This window comes from Candidatus Amarolinea dominans (assembly GCA_016719785.1).
GTDB classification, from domain to species: Bacteria; Chloroflexota; Anaerolineae; order SSC4; family Amarolineaceae; genus Amarolinea; species Amarolinea dominans.
In genome coordinates, this window is record JADJYJ010000015.1 from 36,713 (window position 1) to 62,005 (window position 25,293).

A 25,293-nucleotide genomic window follows, 5' to 3' on the forward strand; every position below is an offset into this window, starting at 1 on the left:
CCGTCTTTCGATGAGTAGGGGCATGGCCATGCGCCTGCCCATGCGGGCGACCGCGAGGAATCGCCCCTACAAATTGAAATTACATCGAGATGGAGCCTTTGCGAAAGTCGGTCTTGCCCAAGAGCGCGTTGACCAGGACCGGGCGCGTGGCCGCGACCTGCCGCGCCTGGGCCAGGGTTTCCGCAGCCAGCTCAGGGTCGTCCAGCCGCAAGCCGACTGCGCCCAGCCCCTCCACCACCCGGTGATAGTCGGTTTGGGCCAGCACGGTGGCTACGTCGCTGTGCAGCATCTCCACCTGTTCCCTGGCAATCTGCGTCCAGCCGCCGTCGTTGCCAATCACGGCGATGACCGGCGCCTGGTGACGCACCAGGGTGTCGAACTCCATCAGGCTGAAGCCGGCCGCGCCGTCGCCGTAGAGCAGCCAGACCTCAGCCGCGGGCCGGCACAGTTTGGCGGCCAGGGCAAAGCCGGCGCCCACGCCCAGCGTGCCGAAGGGGCCAGGGTCCAGCCAGGTCAAGGGGCCGGGCGGCTGCACGATGTAAGAGGCCGTCGCCACAAAGTCGCCGCCGTCGGCCACGATGATGCTGTCCGGGCCCAAAACGGCGTTGATCTCGCGGCAGAGGTGCAGCGGGTTGATGGACGCGGTTGGCGTTTCGGCCTGCACGGCAATTTCCGCATTGCGCTCGCGATCACGCGCCTGAATCTGCGCCAGCCAGGGCGCCCAGCGTTCGCCATCAACCTGGTGCGCGGCCAATTGGCGCAGGAACGCGCCCGGGTCGGCCTGGATGCCAATGTCAGGCCGCCGGTTCCTGGTCAAATCGTCGTGGCTGCGGTTGACGGAGATGAACCGGGCGCGGCGGCCGATCTGATTGCCGTAATCGAGGCGGAAATCGCAGGGCACGCCGGCCAGCAGCACCAGGTCCGCCTCCTTGAGCGCCTCGCGGCGCTTGTGGCGCAGGTGCAGCGCATGGTCACGTCCAAGCAGGCCACGCGCCATGCCGGACAGATAAACCGGCGCGCCGATGGCGGTCAGCGCCCCGGCCAGGTCGGCGGCCTGATTGGGCGTCCGCAGGGCCTGGCTGCCGATCAGGATGACCGGGCGCTGCGCTTTTTGCAGCGCCGCGGCCGCGGCCGCGACCCGTTCCGCGCTGGGCAGCGCCGGTGAGATCGGCCGCGGCGCCTGCACCGGGTTGGCCGGCACGCCGGCGAAGAGGCGGTTGACATGCCAGCGCAGGTAGGCCTGCAGCAGACGGCCGGCCAGGCTGCGTCCGCCGCTCTGCGCGCCGTAGAGGTTGCGCACCACCGGTTCGGCGTACAGCAGATCAATCGGGCATTCCACAAAGACCGGGCCGGGAACGCCGCTCTGCGCCTGTTCGAAGGCGGTGTGCAGCATGGGCGCCAGGTCACGCACGCGGCGCGCGGCCGCCGACCATTTGACCACGGAGCGCAGCAGCGACATCTGGTCCATGTCTTGCAGTGCGCCGCGACCCCGCAGCGCAGTCGGCGCGGCGCCGCCCAGCAGCACCACGGGCGACTGCGCCATCTGCGCGTTCTTGAGCGCGGTCAGCGTGTTGGTGACGCCCGGGCCGGCCGTGACCGCGGCCACACCGGGGATGCCGGTCAGGCGCGCGGTGGCATCGGCCGCGAAGACCGCGGTGGCCTCATGGCGCACATCCACCACACGGATGCCCTGCTGCTGCGCGGCCACCAGGATAGGCGAAATATGCCCGCCGACCAGCGTATAAAGAAAGGTCACGCCCTGCGCCTTCAGCGCAGCGGCCACGATCTGACCACCGTCCATGAAATCCTGTCCTGTTTTGCCAGCGTCCTGCCACGAATTGAACGAATTGAACGAATTCATGCACTTGGTTGGGCGGGAGAATCCCCACCGCACCTGGTCTCAATTCTAGCACACATCACAGAGGCTGACAACCAGGCTGAAAACCGGCAGCAGTTCCAAATGTAGCGCACATTCAACCACAAGGAGCACATGCGGGGGGTTGGTGAACACAAAGAAACGGCAGATCAGACGCAAATCGGCAACTTCTCTGCGTTCTTTGTGATCTCTGCGTTTTCGGAGAAAACGCATCTGTGGTCAAAAACCCGGCCACATTTGGAATTCCTGAGCTGGCAGCCGAGAATGGGGTGCGGCACGAAAAAAAATTTCGCCGCCTACCGGCGGTTTTGGATTGGTTGGCCGGTCGCCACGTTGGCTGGGCTGGGGGCTAGAAAACATACCAGTGCTGACCTGCCCATCATGTTTTTCAGATTTTCAGAGTTACAGAGGTCAGAGGGGTCAGCGTTCAGAGTCATAATGGGGACACCACCACACGAAACCCGCCGTTCCTGTCGAGGTAGTACGGGTCGTCCCCGTCGCGATAAGCACACCGAACGCTTGTTCTATTACCATAATACGAATAGCCCCGCAGGACACGCGACTCATTTGGTCCTGCCGCCAGGTTTTCGCGCGAGGCCCTACCCTGTACATCGCCCGGGTAAGGATAATTCTCTCCCCACAAGCTGCGCGTCCACTCCCACACGTTGCCGCTCAACTCTTCCACACCGTACGGACTCGCACCCAACGGAAAACAGCCTACCGCGCTGGTCGCGCCAATCCCCGCGTTGCTGTAATTGGCCTTCTCCGGCGTGATCTCTTCGCCCCATGGGTAGGTGCGCCGGGGTTCCGGGTTCGCCTGCCGCATTATCCCGGGCGCCGCGGCCAGGTCCGCACCCAACGGTCGTATCACCGCTGACACGGGTATCTCTTCGCCGCCCCGCGCCGCCTTCTCCCACTCCGCCTCGCTCGGCAGCCGTGCTTCCCACCCCGCCGGCAGCCATTGGCGCGCGTGTCCACTCAGCCAGCGCACAAAGGCCAACGCTTCGTACCAACTCACCCCCACGACCGGATGGTTGGGCAGCGTGAACGGCTCGCCGTAATCGTTCGGCCCGCGCCGCCACGTATCGTCCCAGCGCCCCTTGAATTCGCCCTGACGCCAAAAGTCGGCCGCCGCCGCTTCCGGCCAGTAACTGGCCTCTTTGTACCCGCCTGCGGCCACGAACGCGGCGTACTGCGCGTTGGTCACGGGGTAGCGTCCCATCCAGTAGCCGTAAGCCAGATCAACCGCATGCTGCGGCTTCTCGTCGCTGTCGGCCGCTTTGTCGCCGGCCGCACTGCCCATCACAAACCGCCCCGCGGGCACAAAGCAAAACGCCATGCCCTCGATCGTCATCGCCTCGCCGCGCGGATCGCCCAGCCGGGCCAGGGCCACACCGGCATCGGCGCGTTCGGGCGGCGTCAGGCCGGCGGCGAGCAGAGCCGCCAACCGTGGGATCAGCCGCGCCAGGTAGACCGGCCCACCGTCCGGGCCGTTGGCGTCGCGCTCAATCGTCTCGCGCCCGGCGAGCGCAGCCGTGAGGCCAGCCCAGAGGGTCGCGCGGCGGGCCTGCGTGGTCGCGATCTCGTGCGCAGGGCAGAGGTGATAGGCGAGATCGAGCAGGCCGTGCAGATTGCGACGGTTGTAGAGGAGCTCTTCGGCGCCCAGGCGTGCGGCCAGGCCGAAGTAGTCCCCTTCAGCGGCATGGGCATAGTAGGTGCGGTCAGGCTGGCGCTGGCCGACCAGGTAACAACCAGCCAGGTACTCCTGGAAGGTGCGGTGGGGAAAACTGTAGGTCGCCGGGTGTCCCAGCTCGCCGCCGCGACCGAGCAGTAGGCCGGCCCGCTGATCCACATAGTCGAGAAACTCGGCCGCCAGGCTCGTGTCACCCAGGTACTCGGCCTGGTCGAGCAGGACGAGCGTCGCGCCGCGTTCCAGGTCAACCGCGGCGCCGCGCTTGGCCCGGTGCGCTTCGTAGGCCAGCCGTTCCATGACCAGCCGTAGCTTGAGGTCATCGCGCAGGAAGGCCGACAGGGCCGCGGAGGGCGTCAGCCCGGTTTCGCCGGCTTTGCGCTGCTGCCAGCGGCGCAGCAGTACGTCCACGGCCAGGCTGTACAAACGCACCCGTTCTTTGGGCAGGCCGATCTCGCGCTGGTGGATGATGGCCATGGTCGTGAGCATCATGGGGTTCTCCGCCAGCTCGCGCAGGTCGGCTGATAGGGCGGCCTCGGCCAGGTTGGCCGCCTTGCGCCGGGCCTGCTCGGCATCGACGCGGCCCATCTCCCGCTGCGCGTTATACCAGGCCGTGGCAAAGGCGCGCACCTTCTCGTCGTCGAAGGGCGCCAGGGTAAACGAGGGCACGTTGGGCAGAACGGCCGCGCCGGTGTAGGAGCGAATGCGGCAGGTGACGATGAGGCGCGCCGGATGATAGCATTGAATGACCGCGCCTACCGCCTGGCGCACCTGGGTCTGCTGGGCAAAGGGGACTTCATCGAGGCCGTCGAGGATCAGCAGGCACGTGCCATCTTGAATGGCGGCGCGCAAGTCAGCGGCGAAACCGGCGCAGTCGAGCCGGGCCAGGTCGGCCACGGCCTGCGCGCGCACGGCCGCGGCCAGCGTTTCGTCTCGACGTTCGCCAGACAGCTTCGCCACTTCGATTCCCGCCAGGCGGGCGGCCAGGTCACGCAGCACGACGATGACGGGCAAGAGGTTACCGGGAATGTCTGGGGGTGGCGGCTCGCCGCGATTGGCCGCGGCCAGCCAGGCGGCCAGCTTGCGCACGAAGGTGCTCTTGCCGGCGCCGGGATCGCCCAGCAAGACCAGGCGGCTGGCCTGACCGGCCGCCTCCAGCGCGCTGAGGGGGCGGGTGTCATCCTCGCGGCCCAGGCGAGATGCGCCAGCCCCGGCGCGTTTTTGCTTCTCGTCAGCGGTCAACGGCACGCGCGCGGTGGTATCCAGCGCAATGTAGACGTGGTCGAGGGTGAGGTCGGCCTCGGCGCCCTCGTCGCCGCCCAAGGCTGCCAGGGGCAAAGCCGCGCACTGACGCCGCAGACGTTCCAGGTAACGCGCGCGCAGATCGGGCTTGGCCGGGCCGCGTTGGCCCTGCGCATCAGCGCCGGCCGCTGGATTCGTCAAGTTCACCTGCTGGATAAAGACCTGCACGATCCGCCCAACATCGCCGCCGACGGCAACGCCCAGCGCGCCGGCGGCGACGGGATGGTCGCCCTGGGCCGCGGCGCCGGGGCCGGTCACTGTGGCGTTGAGGCGCTGCACCAGGCTGGCCGCGGCGAGGCCACGCGACTCGAGCGCCTGCTGCATATCGGTCCGATAGCGGAACTCCTGGACCCGTTCCAGGATCGGACCCCACAGCTTGTCCTGGAGGAGATTGGTCTGGAAGGCGGTGAAGAAGCGCCGCAGGCCCAGGCGATGCTCGGGGAAACGGTCGCCGAAGAGAGCAGCGGCGGCTTGCACGTCCAGCGGGTGTTCCGGGTCGAGCAGCGCAGTGACGATGTCCTCCTGAAAAGGGCGGTGCTCCAGGAGCGGCCGCAGGTCTGGATCGGCGACGGTCGTGATGGCATCAGCCATCGCGCGCTCGAGCGCGGCCTGGCGTTGGCGTGCGTCGGTGCGCGCGAGGCGGTCCTTGAGGTCGCGCACCGCATCGCCGAAGCCGGCTTCGGCCAGCAAGCTGAGGGTGGCCTCCAAAGCGGCGGCCAGTAGAATTTCCAGGCTCATGAAACCTCCTTGGGGGATGGGCGAGATGTGCGCAGTGGATGGCGGCGGAAGAGGGCCTTGCGCAGGCCGACGGTGTTGGCGTGGCTGGCGTGGTTGACCCATCCACGCACGCTGGCGCTGACCTGGGCCAGCCGTAGGCGGCCGGCGCGGTAATCAGCGATGAGCCGGCGCAGCACACGGCGATAGGCCACGACCTTGCGCCGTTTGAGGCGCCGGCGGTGCGGCCAGACGACAAAGCCGAGGAACGGAATACCCTCACCCACCGGCCGCGGGTGCGAGCCAGGGTGGATGGTGAGGCGCAACGTCGCCAGGCGATCCACGACCGCGGTTTGCCAGGCCCACAGGCTGGCTTTGTCGTCAGCAAAGAAGAGGAGATCGTCAACAAAACGGACGTAGCCGCGGCAGCGCAGCTGGCGCACGACGAAGTGATCGAAGCCGTTGAGATAGACGTTGGCCCAGAACTGGCTGGTGAGGTTGCCAACGGGCAACCCGCGCGGACGCAACGGGGCAAACAGGTCATCGCCGAAGAAGTATTGCATATCGTAGGCGTCAGCCAGCACGCCGGCGCCGCCGGCGAGGATACGGTCCATCAGCCAGCGCACCTGCGGGTCGGCGACCTTCGACGCCAGCATGTCACGCAGCAGGGTGTGGTCAATGCTGGGAAAAAATTGGCGCACATCGCACTGCCAGACATACGGATAGCGCCGCGCCAGGGCTTGCACGCGGTCGAGGGCGCGGTGCGTGCCTTTGCCAACCCGGTTGGCGTAGGAGTTGACCACGAAGCTGCGTTCGTAGATCGGCTCGATGAGGTTGCAGAGGGCGTGGTGGACGACCCGGTCGCGGAAGGGCGCGGCCGAAATCAGGCGCTGCTTGGGTTCATGAATGGTGAAGTTGACGTATGCGCCGGGCAGGTACGTCATGGCGCGCAGCTCGGCCTGCAACTGATAAAGATTGCCTTCCAGGTCATGCTCGAAGGCGGCGACGTTGGGATGACCGCGCTTGCCTTTGGCGGCGCGGCGATAGGCCAGGAGAAGATTGTCCCACGCGCATAACTCAACGAACATTGCGTGCCTCAGCCCATGCGCTCACGAGGACGGGTGGCCCCGCGCCAGGGACGAACCGAGGGCGCGGGGCCGTTGGTATGTGCCCGGCCTGGTGCAAACCAGGCGCGGCCAGGAGCAGACTCGGCCATTTTTCGCCTCGGCCCCGAAGTGACGTGGTCCCCCGAAGGCTGCACGTCCCCGCCGGGCATTTCCGGCCGTGGAAAAATGTGGACACCACCACACGAAACCCGTTGTTCCTGTCGAGGTTGTTCGGGTTGTTCCTGTTGCGATAAGCACACCGAACGCTGTCTGTGAGCCTGCCCCTACAACCACAGCCCAAGGGCTGCGAATTGCCAGTGTTTGGCCCCGCGTCGCTTGGCGCGCGGGGCACAACCGTGGATGAAAATGTGGCGCAAGCCGCCGGCTTGCCTCCGTGGCGCGGGGCGCTGCAATCCGGCGGATTGCGCTACAGAGCTATTTTCGGGTTAGTTATCCATGCGCGGAGCGCACAACCGTGGATGAAAATGTAGCGCAAGCCGCCGGCTTGCCTCCGTGGCGGGGGGCGCTGCAATCCGGCGGATTGCGCCACAGAGCTATTTTCGGGTTAGTCGGACGGGGTGATCTTCAGCCATCCCCCCAACAGTCTGCCGATCTCAGCTACCATGGCCGCCACATGCGCGTACTGTCCGCCGCTGAGCCAGCCCCACTGCACGGCCAGGCGGAGATAGACACGCACTTTGGCGAGGGCTTCGTCAGCCCGCGCCAGCCGTTCCAGGCGGGCGCTGCGCAGGCGCACGTTCGCCTCTTCCAGGCGCTCGCGCAGATCGAACGCGGCATCGAGCAGGCGCTGGGTGAAGCTGTGACGGTAGGCGCGGGGGAAATGGTTGGTGGCCGGCAGCAACCAGGTCAGGAAATCATAGGTGCGGGTAAAGATCGGTGTTGGCTGGAAGCTCATGCGCATCCTCCTTTATTATAGGTCAGAATCGTAAGGGCGTCTAGCTGGCGCCCTGGCGGCCGGGAATGGGGTGCAAAAAAATTTCGCCGCCTACCGGCGGTTTTGGATTGGTTGGCCGGTCGCCTCGCTGGCTGGGCTGGCGGCAAGAAAACCAACCGATGTTAATCGGCCCACCATGTTTTTCAGATTTTCAGAGTTACAGAGGTCAGAGGGGTCAGCGTTCAGAGTCATAATGGGGACACCACCACACGAAACCCGAAGAACCTGCCGAGGTCGTCCGGGTCGTCCCTGAGGCGATAAGCACACCGAACGCCTGTTCTATTACCATAATACGAACTGCCCCGCAGGATACGCCACTCATCTGGTCCCGCGGCCAGGTTCTCGCGTCGCGCCCTGCCCTGCGCATCGCCTGGGTAAGGATAGTTCCCCCACAGGCTGCGCGTCCATTCCCACACATTGCCGCTTAGCTCCTGCACGCCGTACCGACTCGCACCCAACGGAAAACAGCCCACCCCACTGGTCGCGGCAATCCCGGTGTCGTCGTAATTGGCTCTCTCTGGCGTGATCTCTTCGCCCCACGGGTAGGTACGCCGTGGTTCCAGGTTCGCCTGCCGCACCACCTCCGGCGCCGCGGCCAGGCCCGCACCCAAGCGACCGATCACCGGCGATGTCACGATCTCCTCGCCGCCCCGCGCCGCCTTCTCCCACTCCGCCTCGCTCGGCAGCCGCACCGCCCATCCCGCCGGCAGCCATTGCCGCGCGTGTCCACTCAGCCAGCGCACGAAGGCCAGCGCTTCGTACCACGTCACACCTACAACCGGATGATTCGGCAGCGTGAATGGCTCGCCGTAAGCGGCCGGCCCGCGCCGCCACCTCTCGTCCCAGCGCCTTTTGAATTCGCCCTGGCGCCAATAGCCGGCCACCTCCGCTTCCGGCCAGTAACCGGCCTCTTTGTATCCGCCCGCAGCCACAAACGCCGCGAACTGCGCGTTGGTCACGGGATAGCGTCCCATCCAGTAGCCGTAATTCAGGTTGCAGGGGTGCAGCTCCTTGCCCTCCCCCATCTTGAACGGCCCCGCGGGCACGTAGCAGAACGCCATGCCGTCCACCGTCATCACGTCAGATCGGGGGTCTCCCAGTTTGGCCAAAGAACGTCCGGCGCCTGCGCGTTCCAGGGCCGGCAGTGAGTCGCTGCGCAGCGCGTGCACCAGGCCATTCTGCACGCGCGCCAGCTTGGGCTGATTGCGCTCGCTGACCGACGCCAGGTTGGCGTCTCCAGCAGCGCCTGGCCCGCCAGGTGTGCGCCCCACGCATCCGCCGCGGCATAGGCCGGGTCGTCCGGCGCACGATAGCAGAGCGCATCCACCAAGGACCAGATCGCAACGGCGGTCCCGCGCGCGGCCTTGGCCGCGGCCAAGAGGGCCACCTCGCGCCAGCGGTTGGCGTCGCCGCGCGCCAGGTCGGCCACCAGTTCGGGGTAGTCGTGATCGGTGAGATAACAGGCTGCCAGGTACTCCTGGAACGTGCGGTGGGGAAAGGTGTAGACGCCCACCCCACGCGGCAGTAGGAGGCCGGCGCGTTGGCTGAGATGCGTCAGGAGAAGCTTGGGTTTGACCTCGTTGTCGGCGAGCGTGAGGAGGCCGGCTACCAGGTCCTTTTCGGCGATGTCTGCCGTACCCACCAGGGCCGCCTGGGTCGCATGCGCCTGGTACGCGAGTTCGTTCAGAAAGGCCCGCATCTTCTGGCGATCAATGCGCAGCCACTCGACCAGGCTGGGCTGGATCACGACCACCTGGCCCTGGGGATTGCGCACCACTCGCTGGCTCTCCCACCAGTCGAGCAGCAGGTCAACGGCGTCGGCATAGAGTTCTTCGCGCTTTTCCGGCAGACTTCCGCCGCGCCAGGCGTGCAGGCTGGCCATCAACGTCAGCAGAAGGGGTCGTTCAGCCAGCGCACGCAGCCGGTCGCTGCCAGCGATGGCACGCTTCAGTACTTCCGCGCGACCCTGGGCATCACCGGCGTTCCAGTGGCGCAACTCACCGATATGCGCATACCACCGCTCGACGAAGCGCCCAACCTGGCCGGGCGAGAAAGGCGCCAAGACCGTCGCCTGAAACCCATTCAACTGCCAATCCTGCTGCTGGTAGGCGTAGGTGCGACTGGTCACGAGGATGCGACAGCGCGAAAACGCGCGGGCAAAGTCCTCGACCGCCGCCTTGATCAAGGTGCGGCGTTGATTCGCTTCCGGAACTTCATCCAGGCCATCGAGCAAGAGCAGGCCGCCTTTGTCCATCCATTCCTGCCGCAAGCGCGGCGCAAAGTCCGGCAGGGCGCAGTCGTTCAACTCGGCGACGATGAATTCCCAGAGATGGGTGGCTGTGGCCTGGCGCCCCGGCTTAGGCAAGCCACGCGCGGCAAAGTCACGCAGCACCACACGCACGGGCAGGAGTGCACCGTGCTTCCAGGGCTGGGGCGATGGCTTCTTCTCTTCCGATTCCGGGCGCCTGGCTTCTTCTTCATCGTCCGGTAACGGCGCAATCAGCAGAGCCAGGTTGGCTTGGGTCTTGTGCAAGGCTTCACCGGCCAGGCACAGAGCCACGAAACTGACGAACGTGCTCTTACCGCTGCCAGGATCGCCTAGCAGGACCAGGCGGTCGTAACGATTGAGCTGGGCCAGGGCAGACAGCGGTTTGGGGCGCTCGTCGGGCTTGCGCGCCTGGCTGCGCAGGGCGTCGTCCTCCTGAGTCCGCGTCAGGAGGGCGGTATAGACCGACGCGAGGTTGAGGCGAGCTTCGGCATCGCTGGCCGCCTTGGGGTCAATGCCGGCCAGGGAGAGGATGTTCGCTTGTTCGTAGAGATGGTTGAGGTAGGCCAGGCGCAGGTTGGCCGGGTCAGGGGCAACCGGCGCGGGTCCGGTCTGATTGATAATCGTGATGGGGGCATGGATTTCGCGTGCAGCCACGCCTCCGGCGCCCGCGCCGATATTGTTCTCGCCCTGGACGATGGCGCCTGAGGAGGCGACCAGCGTTGCCTGGAAACGATCTAGGTTCCCCAAGCTGATCAGCTCCTGTCGCAGCGTCTCACCAAACCAGGTGCGGTCGGCCGGGCTGAGCGTCTCCTGCACGGTCTGGATCGCGCCTAGCTTCTCCAGGACCGTGTCCAACTCCTGGCGCCAGGCTGGGTCAGCGGCGGCGGCCCGCTGCAGTTCTGCGGCCAGCTCGGCCTCGCTGCGGTCCTTCCAGGCCTGGATCTGATTCGCGACCAGATCCCCTCCAATGCCACCGATCACGCTTCCCAACGCAACCAGGGCCGCAAAATCACCCTGGTTGGCTGCGGTCACCACCGGCAACAGCGTGGTGGCCGAGAGGAATCCGTAGAGCGTGCCGGGCGCCAGCCGGCGCAGACGCCCGGCCAACGTGGCCAGGTTCTGCCGCGTGGCGGCTTGCCATGCCTGAAGGTTCATGATGGGGCTCCCTGATTTCTGGTTGTGCGCAGACGCAATTGTATACGGGATTCTAGCCGGTTTCGGCCTCTCCGTCAATTGCGCCGGGAATATCACATCTCAAGGCTCTTTGCATCACAAAGCGGTTCCTAATCGGCGGTCAAACTGTTTGCTGTCTGCATGCTTTGCGCTCTTTGCGTTCTTCGAGGTTCAAAAAATCGGTCAAATTTTGGAATTGCTGTTCGTTTGGCGCCAAGTTATCAATGGTGGTATACTGTGTGTAATCACATAGGCATGGCCGCTAGTCGAGCCGTGCCACACGTTTCTTGGCCGCAGGGTGCGGCCCTTATCTTTCCAAATTTGCAGAACTTGCAGGGAGGCGAATTTTCCTCATGAAAGACCGAGTACGTGAAATCCTCAGTTGGTATTCCAGTGACAATCCCGGTGTCAAGACGAACCTGGCGCGCATTCTCAATCACGGCCGTCTTGGCGGCACCGGCAAGGTGGTCATCCTGCCGGTTGACCAGGGTTTCGAGCATGGGCCGGCGCGCAGCTTTGCGCCCAACCCGCCCGGCTACAACCCGTTCTATCACTTCCAGTTAGCCGTGGACGCGGGCCTCAACGCGTACGCCGCCCCGTTGGGCTTCCTGGAAGCCGGCGCGGCCGAGTATGCCGGCGACATCCCAATGATCCTCAAGGTCAACAACCACGATGTGCTGCACGGCGATAGCGAACCGATTTCGGCCGTCACCGCTGGTGTGGATGATGCGCTGCGCCTGGGCTGCGTGGCCATCGGATTCACTATTTACCCCGGCTCCGTCTACCGCAACACAGCGTACGAGCAGTTGCGTGAACTGGCCGCCGAGGCCAAGAGTGTGGGTCTGGCGGTCGTTGTCTGGTCATACCCGCGCGGCGGCGACCTCAGCAAGCAGGGTGAGACCGCACTCGACGTAGATGCCTACGCCGCGCAGATTGCCTGCCAGTTGGGCGCACACATCGTCAAGGTCAAGCTGCCCAGCGACTATCTGGAGCAGGCCGAGGCCAAGAAGGTCTACGAGAAGTACGGGATTGCGCGCGCCACCCTGACCGAGCGCGTGCGCCACATCGTGCAGAGCGCGTTCGATGGCCGGCGCATCGTCATCTTCTCCGGCGGCGCCAAGTCTGGCGACGAGCAGGTCTTCGATGAAGTGCGCGCCATTCGCGACGGCGGCGGCTTCGGCTCGATCATGGGCCGTAATGCGTTCCAGCGCGCACCCGAAGATGCACTGAAGTTCCTGGGCACGATTGTGAAAATGTACGCGGGCGAGATCGCCTGAACACGGAGAGTTTCTGATACTCTGTGTTCTCCGGTAACTGCTCACCCTGCAGGCCGATTTGGACAGGATGAACAGGATGTACAGGATTCTTGCTCTGTGGTGTGCAAAACTATCGGCACGAGAGTTCGAATATCCTGTGAATCCTGTCTGAATTCCAGGCAGACCCAGCAGTTACGTTCTCCGTGTCCCCGTGGTTCAAGTCTGATAGATTTCACCACGGAGGCACGGAGGGCATGGAGATATTCTTGTTCTCTGCGTGCTCCGTGTCTTGTGTGAGAATCCCTTGCTCGCTGTCTCTGAGGGCGCACCGGTACTACCATGTCCATTGGCATCGTTCCTTCGATCCTTTCCGCCGACTTCACTCGCCTGGGCGAGCAGGTGCGTGAAGCCGAGGCCGCGGGCTGTGCGCGCATCCAGGTGGATGTGATGGACGGCCACTTCGTCCCCAACATCACGATGGGGCCGCTTGTCGTCGAAGCGGTGCGCCGTTCCTGCACCGTCCCCATCGAAGCCCATCTGATGATTGTCCAGCCGGAGCGCTACGTGGCCGATTTTGCGCAGGCCGGCGCGGATGTCATCATCGTGCATCTGGAAGCCGCGCCGCATCTGCACCGGCTCCTGCAGCAGATCAAAGGCCTGGGCAAACAGGCCGGCGTGGCGCTCAACCCCGCGACGCCCGCGCTCCTGCTCGATGGCGTGTGGGAACTGCTCGACCTGGTGCTGGTGATGACCGTCAACCCCGGCTTCGGCGGGCAAGCCTTCATCCCCGCCACCCTGCCCAAGCTGGCCGGCCTGCGCCGCCTGATCACCGAGCGCGGTTTGGCCTGCGACCTCGAGGTGGACGGCGGCATCGGCCCGCAGACCATCGCCCTGGCCGCGCAGGCCGGCGCCAACCTGGCCGTGGCCGGCTCGGCCGTCTTCAATCAGACACGCGCCATCAGAGAAAACATAAAGCAATTGAAGGATCTGTCGTAATTAGCCCTGATCGGAAGATGGTCATCTGGGATCCAGACACATGCGCCATCAATGATGAACTGCGGATTGATGACTATCTGGTTGCACGTCCGCGTTCGAGCAACAGTCGCTCATGACCAGCCACAAGACTAACCGTGTCAGAAACGCCCTGATCAAAGAATGAAGGAATTGTCGCATGGATAGACAAGCTGACTACCGGCGCATTATCAAGCAAGTGCTCTACGACCATGCGCAGATTGGATACAGCCATGGCGAAATTGAACGGCTAGCTATTTGCGATGCAGCAAACAACAGTTATCTTCTGCTGGCGATTGGTTGGGATGGTAATCGGCGAGTCCATTCCGTCGTATTTCATCTGCGTATCCGTGATGGGAAAATTTGGATCGAAGAAGATTGGACCGAGAACGGCGTTGCTGGCGAGTTAATGGAATTGGGCATTCCAAAAGATCAGATCGTCCTCGGCTTTCACTCCCCCTTCAAGCGTCAGTACACCGAGTTTGCTGTCGCGTGAACCGAGATTTCCTCCTGATTCTGGAGGACTTAGCTGCTGACCTGTAAAAGTGAGATCAACGCGGTGCTCATTATCAAGAATGGTCTGATGATTACGAGAGAGGCGAAACGTTACTTATGTCGAAATTTGCTATGACACAACCGCCAGTCACCTATCAGGAAGTGGTGAATCTGCTCGCCACACTACCATTGGAACGTTTGAACAGCGTATACGATTTCGACCTGTTTTTGGAATATCAACCACTCGTACCGATACCTGAGACCGACATCTTTGGCGCGACACACGCCGATATCCGTGCGGACGAAGAGCGATGGAATCAGCAGTTTGCCGATTCGCGCGACAAATTGAGTGCGCTGGCTCACGAAGCCGCAGAGGAGTTTCGTCAAGGGCGCACAAAACCCATGCAGTTTGCGCCCGACGGGGTAACTGCTCACCCTGCAGGCCGATTTGGACAGGATGAACAGGATGCACAGGATTCTTGCTCTGTGATGTGCAAAACTATCGGCACGAGAGTGGAACTGCTCACCCTGCAAGTTGATTTGACCAGGATGAACAGGATTCTTGCTCTGTGGCGTGCAAAACTACCGCCACGAGAGTTCGAATATCCTGTCAATCCTGTGAATCCTGTCTGAATTCCAGGCAGACCCAGCAGTTACGCATTGCCAGACGCCAATACGCAACGGAGGTAATACGATGACTGCTGCAACTCGCCTCACGCCCCTCCTGTCCCTCGTGACCCTCGTCCTGCTGACCGCCGCGGCCGCGCCGGCCAGTCAGCCCGCCTCAGCGCAAGCAGCCCCACACACCATCATCACCACCGTCTTCCAGCAGGGCCTCGACGGCTATACCGGCGTGCGCGACACCTGGGTCAGTTCGCTGGACTGGGACACGCCGCCGCAGCACACGGTCAACTACGGCCAAAACGATGGCTTGACCCTGTCACGTAACGATGGCGATAACCCGCTCCTGGCCTTCGATCTGACCAGCATCACGCCCAACAGCGCCATCCTGAGCGCCACGCTGGCCCTGGTCAACACCACCCCGGCCGGCTGCAATGTGACCGCGCCGTGGGTGCGCCGCGCGGAGCTTTTCCAGGTTCTGCGCGCTTGGGACGAAGGCAACCAGGTGGAATCGCCCATCAATGCGGCTGGCAAACACGGCGCCACCGGCGACAACGCCTTCGACTATTTCCCCGGACAGGGCGCCGATGTGCCGTGGAACGCCCGCGGCATGGCGGCCGGCAGCGATTACCTGGCCGCGCCATCCGCCGCCGCAGACATCATCAACCAGGGTTGGTACACCTGGCCGGTCACCAGCCTGGTGCGCGCCTGGGTGCGCAATGAACAGCCGAACCATGGCCTGGTGCTGCGCGATGCCAGCGGCTATCAGGATGGCAATTGCGACTGGCGTACCTTCGTCAGCAGCCAGGCCGCGGACGCCACTCACCGCCCGATCCTGACCGTGACCTACAATCCCGACACGCCCTGGACTGTGGCCGGGCCGGACCAGGTCAACCTCAGTTGGAACGGCGGCGCCGTCACCCTCGACGGCTCGGCCAGCCGTGACCGCCCCGGGGGCAACAACGCCACGCTGACTTTTCAATGGCGCGTGGCCCAGGCCGCGTATGGCTCGGCCTTGAACGGCGCGCTGATCGGCACGGCCGCCATCCAGTCCTTTACGCCGGATGTCCCCGGCGAGTGGGACATTGAGCTGACCGTGACCAACGATGTGGGCGCCAGCGCCGCGGACACGGTTCATCTGCGCCTGCTGGCGATTCCGGCCGGGCATCCCCGCATCTACCTCGATCCGGCCAAACTGGCGATCCTGCAAGCACGCGCTGTGCCGTCCAACCCGCGCTGGACGCAACTGCAGGCGGAGGCCAATGACCCATCGGGCGAGATGCACGCGCACGCGTTGGTGGGGCTGCTGACCGACTCGGCCAGTCTCTGCAATCAGGCCATTGGTCAGGCGCAGGCGCTCATTGCCAGCCCGTCTACCTATTCCACCGAGGCCGGCGACGTGGCCCTGGTCTACGATTGGTGCTACGGACGCCTCAGCGCCAGTCAGCGCAGCGCGTTCATCGCCTATTTCAACGCCTGGGGCGACGCGCCGCACAGCAACGACTCGCCGGGCTGGGGCAATTACTGGCCGCGCTTCGCCTATTCCTTTGCCCTGATGGGCCTGGCAACCTACGGCGATAACCCACGCGCCCAGGAATGGCTCGACGAGTTCCGCTACCATCGTTACCGCGACAGCGATCTGCCCCTGCTCGACCGCATCGCGGAGGGCGGCGCCTGGCCGGAGGGCATGATCTACGACTGGATTGCCAACTGGCCGCGCGCCAAGGCTCTGGCGGCCTGGCGCAGCGTCAGCGGGGAAGATCTGTTCTTGAGCAGCGCCTGGTATCGAGAACGCCTGGGCTACCTGCTGCTGCACCGCTGGCCGGGCCTGGCCGATCAATGGGGGCAATACTACCACCCCTATCTCTCCACCGGAGACACGGAGCGCAACCGCGGCAGCATTGCCAATTACGAGCGCATCATGAGCCTGATCCTGATCGAACGCTTTCCGCAGGATGCCCTGGCGCAGCAGTTACAGGCCTATGTGAGCGCGGCGCCCACGGACAACTCACAGAGCTTTCTCTACCATGAGGAATTCTTGTGGTACAACCCAGGGCAGGCGGCGACGACCCCGACACCGCTGACTCACCTGGCGCCCGGCACAGGCACGATCTTCATGCGCAGCGGCTGGCCGGATGGCGCGGCCGATACCAACACCGCCGCCACCTACCTGACATTTCAGATCGGCGATCATTTTACCTACCATCAGCACTATGATCAAAACAGCTTCACCCTCTTCAAGCGCAGCGACCTGGCGGTTGACAGCGGCGTCTACAGCGGCGATGGCCTGAGCAACCACGACATCAACTACTACGTGCGCACGGTGGCGCATAACACTCTCGTGGTTTACAACCCCACGGAAGATTTTTCGTCGGCGCGGCCCGATGCCACGTCCAACGATGGCGGTCAACGCACCATGTCGCCGGCCAGCCGTTCGCCAACCGACATCACCTATTTCGATCAACATGCGGTGCATTACGACACCGGCGATCTCGTGCGCTTCAGCGCGGCGCCGGCTTTCACCTATGCCCTGGGCGATGCCACCAAAGCGTATAACAACCCGACCTACAACCAGACGATGGACGCCGGCCTGAGCGGCAACGTGGCGAAAGTCAGCCGCTTCCAGCGCGAACTGGCCTATCTGCGGCCGCTGGCCACGGCCGGGCCAACGGCCAACGATTACGTGGTCATCCTGGATCGCGTGGGTGTGACGCAGGCAGCCTTCAGCGGCGCCAGGACGCAGTTGCTCTTCCACACTCTGGGCAATCCAACCGTCAACGGCAGCGCGGCCACGATTTCGCCCGGCGAGACGCTCTACAGCGGCGCAGACCTGGCGACCGCGGTCAACGGCGACGGCAAGCTGTTCATGAAGTTCCTGCTGCCACCGGCGCGCAATGTGCGCAAGATCGGCGACCGTGACGTCAAGGCGTTTTGGGTCAACGATGCCAACTACGACTGGCACTGGGACAGCAGCGAGCCGCAGCCGCGCCCCATTAATGACTTCGAGGATGTGCCCTACGGCGAGTGGCGGCTGGCCCTGGAACCGGCCGACAGTGCGCTGAATCACGTTTTCCTGACGGTGCTGCATCCGGCGGCCGCGGCCACCGCGGTCATGCCGACCACCAGCCTGGTCAGCGGCAGTGGCTTGAGCGGCGCGCATGTGGCCGACGCCGCGCTGAACCGGCTGCTGCTCTTCTCGTCTGCCAACGATGGCGCACCGCCGGCCGGCCCATTGGCGTACAGCTTCACGCCGACCGCGCGCACCCTGAACGTGTTGGTGGATCTGACGCCGGGCGCGGCCTTCAACCTGGGGACAACCTTCGCTGCCGGTGTGGTGACGGTGCAGCTCACACCAGCGGTCAACGGCGCGTACCGGGCCGATGACCAGGGCGTGCTCCAGTTCACCATCAACGCCAACGGCGCGGTGTGTCAACTGACGGGCGATTTCGATGGAGACGGTCAGGTCACGATCTACGATGTGCAGTGGGCGGGTCAGGCCTGGGGCCAGCCGGCCACGCCGCGCTACGATCTGAATCAGGATGGAGAGCAGGATGTGGTGGATGTGATGCTGGCGGCCGCTTACTGGGGCGACAACTGCTCCTGACGCCGTCGTAACTGCCCAGGCAGCCGGGACCAGCGGCAGCCGCTGCGACGACGCCCCGCTTCAGACCCCGGGCAAGAGGCGTAATACGTTGTCCGGGTACAGCGTGGCGCGACCGGAAACGAATTCGTCCCAGGGGCGCCAGAGGGCTGTGTAGTTCGTCAGATTCTCCTCCGTCACCTCGAACGCGTCTCCACGCGCCCGCAGGGCGGCAATCTGCTCGATCTCCACCGTGTAGATTTGGCACAGCTCATGGCCTGGGCGCCCCTGGTGTGTGAAGATGTTCTCCACCGTGCCCAGGTAGCGCGCCTGCGTTACCGTCACCCCAAGTTCCTCGGCCAGCTCACGGCACAAGGCTGTCTCGCTCGGCTCGCCGAACTCAATGCCGCCGCCAATCAAGCGGCAGCAAAGCCCGGCATCTGCCGGCATATCCGGCACTTGCATGACCAACACCTCGTCGTGAAGGCGAATATACGCCAGCGCCAGGGCGCGAATCCGGCCGATCATAGGTTTCTTCCTCGCTGAGCGGGTTTCGACCAGGGCCGCAACTGCTCAGGCGCCTGGCGCCTATAGCCGCCGAATGAATTCGGGCCGCAAGGGCGTTCAGCCGCCAGGTCGGCCTGCGCCGACCGGCAGCGCGTCCACGCAGGCCGACACCCGGCCGCCAGGCCCATCAGGCGCGATTTCATTCGTTGTTTCATTCGCTGTTTCATTCGCTGTTTCATTCGCTCCACACCAGGTCCTTGCGCGCGAAGAGCCAATCCGCGACGATGAAGCAGAGGAAAGCGTAGCCCAGCACTAAAAGAGCGCCTTGCAGCAGGTTGGCGCTGCTGAACGGCGTCAGGGTGATCGAGAACGGGTCGAGGATGCGCCGCCAGACCGCAAGTAGAAAATTCTGCCCGGCCTGCGTCAGCTCGAACTGATAGTCATAGACCGCGGCCAACGCGGCAATGAGCGCGTAGACCATGATGTGCGAGCTGCCGCGGCTGGTCAGGTTGGTCAGCAGCAGCCCGAAGAAGCCGGCGCAGAGGAAAAGACAGGGCCAGATCAAGGCCAGCAGCACCCACTCGCGGCCCATCAGCGGCGTGGTGAACTTGTCCTGCCAGAGGGCCATGCCCGTAACCAGGGTGGTGAGGACAAGGGTCAGCGCCAGGGCCGTCAGCACCACGGCCAGCAGCATTTCAGCGCGCGCGCGCAGGCGGGCAATGAACGGATAGGACGCCGCCCGGTTGCAGCGGCCAGCCAGCAGCAGCACCGTCACGATCGTGATGACGATCATGGCGACCGGCGTCACCGCGGCAAAATAGGCGGGCGTCGCGCCATACTGAAAGGCAAGCCCGTAAAAGGTGAGCGCCAGAGTTAGGGGGACGAAGCTCTGCCAGGAGCGGAAAAAGTCTTTGGCGATGAACCAGGCCAGGGTGAAGATGCGTCTCACGAACGGATCGCCTCCAGATAGATTTCTTCCAGGTTGGCCTGCTGCTGCACCAACCCCTGCACATCCAGACCGGCGTCGAGGAGCTGGCGCAAGATAGCGGCTTTCTGCTCGATGGCTGCGCCCACCAGGGTGATGCGGTTGTCTTCTACGGCAATGCCGGGCGCCAGGTCGCGCAGGCCAACCGCAAGCTCCGGTGTCAGCGTATCCACCTTGATCTGCACGTGCGGCTCGGCCAGCAGCACGCTGTTGAGGGTGCCGATGCGCGTCACGCGGCCGGCGCTGAGGATGGCGACGTGACTGCAAATCTGCGTCACTTCATTCAACTGGTGCGTGCTGAGCACCACGGTGCGGCCGGCCTGCTGCAACGCCAGGATCAGGTTGCGCATCTGTATCTGGCCGGTCGGATCCAGCCCGGCCGCCGGCTCGTCGAGCAGGAGCAAGGCGGGATCGCCGATGAGCGCCTGCGCGACCGCCAGGCGTTGACGCATCCCTTTGGAACAGGTGCGGATACGCCGGCCAGCCATGTCGCTGAGGCCCACGGTATGCAAGGCGCCGGCCACCGTGTCCTTCTGCCGGCGACCGTGTATCCCGGCCAGGCTGGCGGCGGTGCGCAGATAGTCATCCACGCGGGCCGTTTCTGGAAAAGCAGGACGCTCTGGCAGGTAGCCGATGTGCTGGGGCGGCGCCTGGCACTGAATCTTCCCGCTGTTGGCCGTTACGAAACCCATGACCAACTTGAGCAGGGTGGACTTGCCCGCGCCGTTGGGGCCGAGCAGCCCAAACACGGCGCCGGTTGGCACCTCCAGGCTGACGCCACGCAGGGCCGGCGTATTGTTATACGATTTGATCAGATTATTGACAAGCAGCAAGAGAACTCCTCCATTCACACCACCAGGTAATACAGCCCCACGCTGAGGCCGATTGTCACTACCAGCCGGCGCAGGAGAGCCGGCGCGATCTGTCCAGCCACGCGGCCGCCGATGACCCCGCCGGCGATGGCGCCGGCGGCCATGACCAGCGCAACCGGCCAGACTACGCGGCCGGAGAAGACGAAAAAGAGGGCCGCGGCCACATTGACGGCAAAGGCAATGGCCTGCTTGAGCGCGTTGAGCCGCGTCAGATCATCGTCCAGGGTGACGCCCAGCACGGCCAGGATGATCACGCTCAGCCCGGCGCCGAAATAGCCGCCATAGATGGCCGCGGTGAAGATCGGCGCGGCCACCCAGGCGGGATGGCGCGGCGCCGCGGCATCTCGCCGGCGGCCTGCCACCCAGGCGCGCACACGGGGTTGCGCGGCCAGCAGCCCCGAAGCCAGCAGGATCAGATAGGGCGCCAGGTTGCGAAAGAGCCGTTCGCTGGTCCACAGCAGCAGGAGGCCGCCGAGCAGCCCGCCCAGCGCGCCAACCGGCACGAGCAGCCAGACGCGCCGCGCTTGCCCGGCCAGATCACGCGCCTGCGCCAGCGTTGCGCCCAGATAGCCGGGCGTCAGGGCCACGGTGTTGGTGACATTGGCCGTTACGGCCGGCAGGCCGAGCGCGGTCAATGTGGGGAACGAAATCAGCGTCCCCCCGCCGGCAATGGCATTGACCGCGCCGGCCCCGGCCGCGGCCAGGAACAGGATGATCCAATGGCTCAGGCTGAAAGCATCCATGCGGGCTGCCCGTTTCCTTTGCTGCGCAGATCGCGGCCAGGCATCAGCCTGCCCCGCCTTCGACCTGCCGCGCGGCGTGCGCAGCATGGCCCAGCAGTTCCTGAATCCCCGCGACCAACGCCGCCGGGTTCGGATGGATGCCCTCTTGCAGCAGGGCGCTCTCGTACAACTGCTCGATCTCCAGGCGCATCAGGTCAGCCTGGCGGTCGGCCGTCACCAGGAAGGCCAGGTCTTGCACCAGGGCATGGCTGCGGTTCAGCTCCAGCACCTTCTTGGGCGCGGTAAACGGCTGATCGAGCAGCTTGTAGACGCGCTGCATCTCCTGGTTCATGGCGCCTTCGGGCGACACCAGGCGGCAGGGGCTGCTGCTCAGCGCCTTCGACGCCCGCACGCCCTGCACGCGATCGCCCAGAATCTCCGTAAAGCGGGCCAGCAGCCGGTCGAAGTCGGCATCGGGCATGGCATCGTCGGCCGGCTCATCTGTCTGCTCCGGCAGCGGCGGCAGATCGAGATCGGCGTTATCCACGTTCCTGAGCGGCTTGCCGTCGAACTCGCGCAGGGCCACCATCATGAAGCTGTCAACCGTCTCCACCAGCGTCAGCACTTCGATATGGCGCTGTTTGAGCGGATCGAGGTGCGGGCTGCGCTGCACCGAGGTCAGGTCCTCGCCCAGGATGTAGTAAATTTCCTTCTGCTCGGGTTGCATGCGCTGGACGTAGCCGGCCAGCGACACCCATTCGTCCCCGGCCGGCGCTTGCGTGGAACGAAAGCGCAGCAGGGGCAGCAGGCTCTCCATGCCGGCCATGTCGGTGGCGACACCCTCTTTGATGAAACCGCCGAATTCCTGCCAGAAGGCGCGGTAATCGTCCGGTTTCTCGCTCGCCAGGGCGCCCAGTTCTTTGACCAGGCGGCCGGTCAGCGCCTTCTGAATCTGCACCAGCAGGCGGTTAGCCTGCACCGTCTCGCGTGACACGTTGAGCGGGATGTCTTCGGAATCGAGCACCCCTTCGATGAAGCGGAAATGGTTGGGCAGCAGGTCCTTGTTGTACTCCTGGATCAGGACATGGCTGGAATAGAGCTTCAGGCCAAAGTCCTTGCGCAGGCTCATCATCCCCTTCTCACGCGTACGCGGGACGAAAAGCACCGCGTGAATATCCACCGGCGCATCGGCCACATAGTGCAGGTGCCGCAGCGGCTTCTCGAAGTCGAGGGTCAACTGCTCGTAGAAGGTGTCGTACTCCTCGTCGGTCACCTCACGCGGGGCGCGGCGCCAGAGAGCCGTGCGCTGATTGGCCACCTTGTCCTGCACATAGATGGGAAACGCCACGAAATCAGAGTGCTTCTTGATGATCTGTTCCAGGCGCCAGGCGGTCACGAATTCGGCGGCGTCTTCCTTGAGGTGCAGGATGACATCGGTGCCGCGCGCCGGCCGCTCGGCGGGGCCAACGCTGTACTGATTGTCGCCGGTGCTGCTCCATTGGGCGGCCTCGGCGTCAGGCCGGTAGGAGCGCGAGACAACCTGGATGCGATCGGCCACCATGAACGCCGCGTAGAAGCCAACGCCAAAACGGCCAATCATGTCGGTCAGCGGCCGCTTTTCTTGCGCCACTTGCTTGAGAAACGCGGCCGCGCCCGAATGGGCAATGGTGCCCAGGTTCTCGATCATCTCGGCCTGCGTCATGCCGATGCCGCTGTCGCTGACCGTCAGGGTCTTGGCATCGGCATCGAAGGTGATATGTACGGCCAACGCCGCGTCTAAGTCAAGCACGCTCTGATTGGTGAGCATCTCGAACTGCACGCGGCTCAGGGCATCCGACGCGTTGGAGATCAACTCACGCAGGAAAATCTCCCGCTCGGTGTAGAGCGAATGAACCAGGATATGCAGCAGTTGCTGAATCTCCGCACGAAACTCATAGGATTGCTGGGTCTGATCGGGCATGGTTATCTTCTCCGCGTCATGAAAAATCAGGGCGCCGATCGAGCGGCGTCCGGCGTGCTATTTTAGTCAAATCTGGACGAAAGACAAACAGCGACCACATGCAGCCAGGAATTCCAAATGTAGGCGTTGATCGGACCTGGATTGGAGGCTTCAGCCGGTTTCTTAGCCAGCAAAGCCGCAAACTGCACCGGCTAAAGCCTCGATTCCGGGACCATTTGGATTTGCTGATTTGGAATGACCGGCCTTGCGTGCCATGCGCCCCTGGTGGTATCATACGATCCTGGTCTGGCTGTGCGACCCGCGCAGAAAAGTCAGGAGCCAGGCATTTCATTCATCGTGACCGAAAGGGAGGAATCACATGGCAAGTAAACGCGACGACAAGGCGCCCAAAGTCATCATGTTGACGATCACTGGGCCAAACGGCGAAAAATGGGGCGAGCTGGTGGGGGCTGCCAAGGAGTTCAAGACGGGCAGCGTGGGCTTTTACGCCAGTGGCAAGATCGTGAATCCAGACAATCCGGAGGCGAGCTACCAGATTGGCTGCAACATCACCCTCATTGGCAGTAAGAGCGACGATTGAGGTGCGTTGAAGTTCTCAACGCAAGGACGCAGAGACGCCAGGACGCAACGGGGTTCTTTGCGCCCCTGCGCCCTGGCGTCCCTGCGTTGAGATACGACCCCGCACACCTAATCGCCGTTCGTTGGCTCGATGCCAAGCGCCCGCAGTTGAGCCAGCAGCCGCTCGCTGTGGTCGCGCGCCAACGCGGCCTGCTGCTCAGCCGTCTCAGCTCGCTGGCGTTCAGCCTCGGCCCGCTGGCGTTCAGCCTCGGCCCGCTGGCGTTCAGCCTCGGCCCGCTGACGTGCGGTCTCGGCCCGTTGGCGTTCAGCCTCAGCCCGCTGGCGTTCGGCTTCGGCTCGCTGATGTTCGGCTCTGGCGCGTTCGGCGCCGGTGGGAATCAAGTTGCCTTGTGCGTCACGCCACCGCAGCCAGGTGGCGGTGACCCCTTCGTAGTCGCCCTGCCACAGCGTCAGGCCGATCTGCGCCTCGGCAAACCAGCGTGAAGGAAGTTCCACGTACGTGCGGCCCTGTAGTTGAAAAACGTGCAAAATACCCTCGCCCAATTGATCGAGCGGGTCGAAAATGACGTAGTAGGAAACGCCCAACTCCGCGTAGCGGACGCGCTTGCGCGTGTTTTCAGCGCCTTCTCGATTCGAAACCACCTCGATCACAATCTCAGGCGCTTTTCCATGGTGCCACATGAAAAAGGAGCGGTGCTCCTTGGCCCACAGATCGAAAGCATGGGTGCGTACATCCACGGCCAGCATGACATCGGGCACCAGCGGAGAGAACTCTACGGTAATAAAAAGCCCCACATTGGCCGCCGCCAGGAAAGGACGACCCTCCCCCGGCCCGGCCCACGAGGTGTAGAGCGATTCGGTCAACAGTCGCTGCTGCTTTTCGGAGAAGATGTTGTCCACGGGTTCGTCGTCCTCGGTGATGATATGGTCAATCTTGGGCCATAACAGGCGCGGGAGTACCCCGATGCCACCCTCGCGTTCCCAGGCCGCAAGTTCGGCCAGGTCCTCTGGCGTGGGCGGCCCATGCTTCGGGTAGGCGCTGGGGAGCGGGTGGACGATGAAGCGGCTGTCGTCAGGCGCAGCCGGCGCTGCCGTCGGCGCCCTGCGCGGAGCAGGCCGTGGGGGAGGATCGCGCGGCTTGGTCATCGTGGTCATATGAACTCCATCACGATATGATAACGGATAAGACGTAATTCTAGCGAGGGCATCTGCAAGCGAGAAAAGTTTACCACGGCCATCGCCCGGTGTCAATAGCCGAGATCGCGAATCTCCCGCTCGTCGAAGCCGAAGTGATGGGCAATTTCATGCAGGACGGTCTTGCGCACCTGTTCGCGGATCGCTTCGGGCGTGCGAAAAAACTGCTCGATTGGCCCCTGAAAGATGGTGATGCGGTCAGGCGGCACCAGGTTGTAACCGGAGTCGCGGCGGATCAGCGGAATGCCCTCGTACAGACCAAACAGCGTGTAGCCTGGCCCCACGCGGCTGCGAGCCAGGTGCGCCGGCGTCGGCCATACCTCGACCGTGATTGCGACATTGCGCAGATAGCCCAGGATCTGATCTGGCATGCCCGCGACCGCTTCCACCACCAGCGCTTCGAATTCTTCAGGATTCAGCATGGGC

The 25,293-nt window shown here is 64.1% G+C and carries 19 protein-coding genes; 6 read left to right on the forward strand and 13 right to left on the reverse strand.

The genetic code is table 11. The features are described from left to right. Positions 1-79 precede the first annotated feature (79 nt). The 6 genes from IPM84_16025 to IPM84_16050 all read right to left on the reverse strand — a co-directional run bounded on the left by IPM84_16025 (position 80) and on the right by IPM84_16050 (position 11,067). On the reverse strand, positions 80-1,801 hold the full coding sequence (locus tag IPM84_16025) for a thiamine pyrophosphate-binding protein (GenBank protein ID MBK9094245.1): 1,722 nt from the start codon (positions 1,799-1,801) through the stop codon (positions 80-82). Positions 1,802-2,309: 508 nt separating this feature from the next. Continuing rightward, positions 2,310-5,606, reverse strand: coding sequence for an SUMF1/EgtB/PvdO family nonheme iron enzyme (locus tag IPM84_16030; protein ID MBK9094246.1), 3,297 nt, complete (start codon positions 5,604-5,606; stop codon positions 2,310-2,312). Next, on the reverse strand, positions 5,603-6,670 hold the full coding sequence (locus IPM84_16035; GenBank protein MBK9094247.1) for an RNA-dependent DNA polymerase: 1,068 nt from the start codon (positions 6,668-6,670) through the stop codon (positions 5,603-5,605). The genes IPM84_16030 and IPM84_16035 overlap by 4 nt, the downstream gene beginning before the upstream one ends. Before the next feature lie 583 nt (positions 6,671-7,253). Further along, positions 7,254-7,604, reverse strand: coding sequence for a diversity-generating retroelement protein Avd (gene avd, locus IPM84_16040; protein ID MBK9094248.1), 351 nt, complete (start codon positions 7,602-7,604; stop codon positions 7,254-7,256). A 227-nt stretch (positions 7,605-7,831) separates the two neighbouring features. Continuing rightward, on the reverse strand, positions 7,832-8,722 hold the full coding sequence (locus IPM84_16045; protein ID MBK9094249.1) for a formylglycine-generating enzyme family protein: 891 nt from the start codon (positions 8,720-8,722) through the stop codon (positions 7,832-7,834). Then, positions 8,719-11,067: an NACHT domain-containing protein gene (locus IPM84_16050; GenBank protein MBK9094250.1), complete on the reverse strand. Its 2,349-nt coding sequence runs from the start codon at positions 11,065-11,067 to the stop codon at positions 8,719-8,721. The genes IPM84_16045 and IPM84_16050 overlap by 4 nt, the downstream gene beginning before the upstream one ends. A 371-nt stretch (positions 11,068-11,438) precedes the next feature. Here IPM84_16050 and IPM84_16055 point away from each other — a divergent pair, with 371 nt between their 5' ends. The 5 genes from IPM84_16055 to IPM84_16075 all read left to right on the forward strand — a co-directional run bounded on the left by IPM84_16055 (position 11,439) and on the right by IPM84_16075 (position 18,072). After that, complete coding sequence (locus tag IPM84_16055; GenBank protein MBK9094251.1) at positions 11,439-12,362, forward strand: class I fructose-bisphosphate aldolase; 924 nt, start codon at positions 11,439-11,441, stop codon at positions 12,360-12,362. Positions 12,363-12,680: 318 nt separating this feature from the next. Next, a complete protein-coding gene (locus tag IPM84_16060; GenBank protein MBK9094252.1) occupies positions 12,681-13,337 on the forward strand; it encodes a ribulose-phosphate 3-epimerase in 657 nt (218 codons plus the stop codon). Between the two features lie 175 nt (positions 13,338-13,512). Further along, on the forward strand, positions 13,513-13,848 hold the full coding sequence (locus IPM84_16065) for a XisI protein (GenBank protein ID MBK9094253.1): 336 nt from the start codon (positions 13,513-13,515) through the stop codon (positions 13,846-13,848). Positions 13,849-13,979: 131 nt separating this feature from the next. Next, positions 13,980-14,480, forward strand: coding sequence for a hypothetical protein (locus IPM84_16070; GenBank protein MBK9094254.1), 501 nt, complete (start codon positions 13,980-13,982; stop codon positions 14,478-14,480). 61 nt (positions 14,481-14,541) lie between these two features. Further along, the gene (locus tag IPM84_16075; protein ID MBK9094255.1) at positions 14,542-18,072 is read left to right on the forward strand and encodes a DNRLRE domain-containing protein; all 3,531 of its coding nucleotides are present in this window, start codon (positions 14,542-14,544) and stop codon (positions 18,070-18,072) included. 60 nt (positions 18,073-18,132) lie between these two features. Here the strand turns inward: IPM84_16075 and IPM84_16080 are convergent, their stop codons facing one another. The 5 genes from IPM84_16080 to htpG all read right to left on the reverse strand — a co-directional run bounded on the left by IPM84_16080 (position 18,133) and on the right by htpG (position 23,094). Then, positions 18,133-18,576: an NUDIX domain-containing protein gene (locus IPM84_16080; protein MBK9094256.1), complete on the reverse strand. Its 444-nt coding sequence runs from the start codon at positions 18,574-18,576 to the stop codon at positions 18,133-18,135. A gap of 214 nt (positions 18,577-18,790) precedes the next feature. After that, complete coding sequence (locus tag IPM84_16085; protein ID MBK9094257.1) at positions 18,791-19,504, reverse strand: hypothetical protein; 714 nt, start codon at positions 19,502-19,504, stop codon at positions 18,791-18,793. After that, complete coding sequence (locus IPM84_16090; GenBank protein ID MBK9094258.1) at positions 19,501-20,373, reverse strand: ABC transporter ATP-binding protein; 873 nt, start codon at positions 20,371-20,373, stop codon at positions 19,501-19,503. Before IPM84_16090 ends, IPM84_16085 begins: the two co-directional genes overlap by 4 nt. 14 nt (positions 20,374-20,387) lie before the next feature. Further along, on the reverse strand, positions 20,388-21,155 hold the full coding sequence (locus tag IPM84_16095; GenBank protein MBK9094259.1) for a sulfite exporter TauE/SafE family protein: 768 nt from the start codon (positions 21,153-21,155) through the stop codon (positions 20,388-20,390). A 43-nt stretch (positions 21,156-21,198) separates the two neighbouring features. Further along, positions 21,199-23,094, reverse strand: coding sequence for a molecular chaperone HtpG (gene htpG, locus IPM84_16100; protein ID MBK9094260.1), 1,896 nt, complete (start codon positions 23,092-23,094; stop codon positions 21,199-21,201). 358 nt (positions 23,095-23,452) lie between these two features. Here htpG and IPM84_16105 point away from each other — a divergent pair, with 358 nt between their 5' ends. Then, positions 23,453-23,674, forward strand: a complete 222-nt coding sequence (locus tag IPM84_16105; protein MBK9094261.1) for a hypothetical protein — start codon at positions 23,453-23,455, stop codon at positions 23,672-23,674. Between the two features lie 107 nt (positions 23,675-23,781). Here the strand turns inward: IPM84_16105 and IPM84_16110 are convergent, their stop codons facing one another. After that, positions 23,782-24,819 (reverse strand): Uma2 family endonuclease, encoded by a 1,038-nt coding sequence (locus IPM84_16110; protein ID MBK9094262.1) that lies wholly within the window; start codon positions 24,817-24,819, stop codon positions 23,782-23,784. 101 nt (positions 24,820-24,920) lie between these two features. Next, positions 24,921-25,289, reverse strand: coding sequence for a metallopeptidase family protein (locus IPM84_16115; GenBank protein ID MBK9094263.1), 369 nt, complete (start codon positions 25,287-25,289; stop codon positions 24,921-24,923). Between the last annotated feature and the right edge of the window lie 4 nt (positions 25,290-25,293).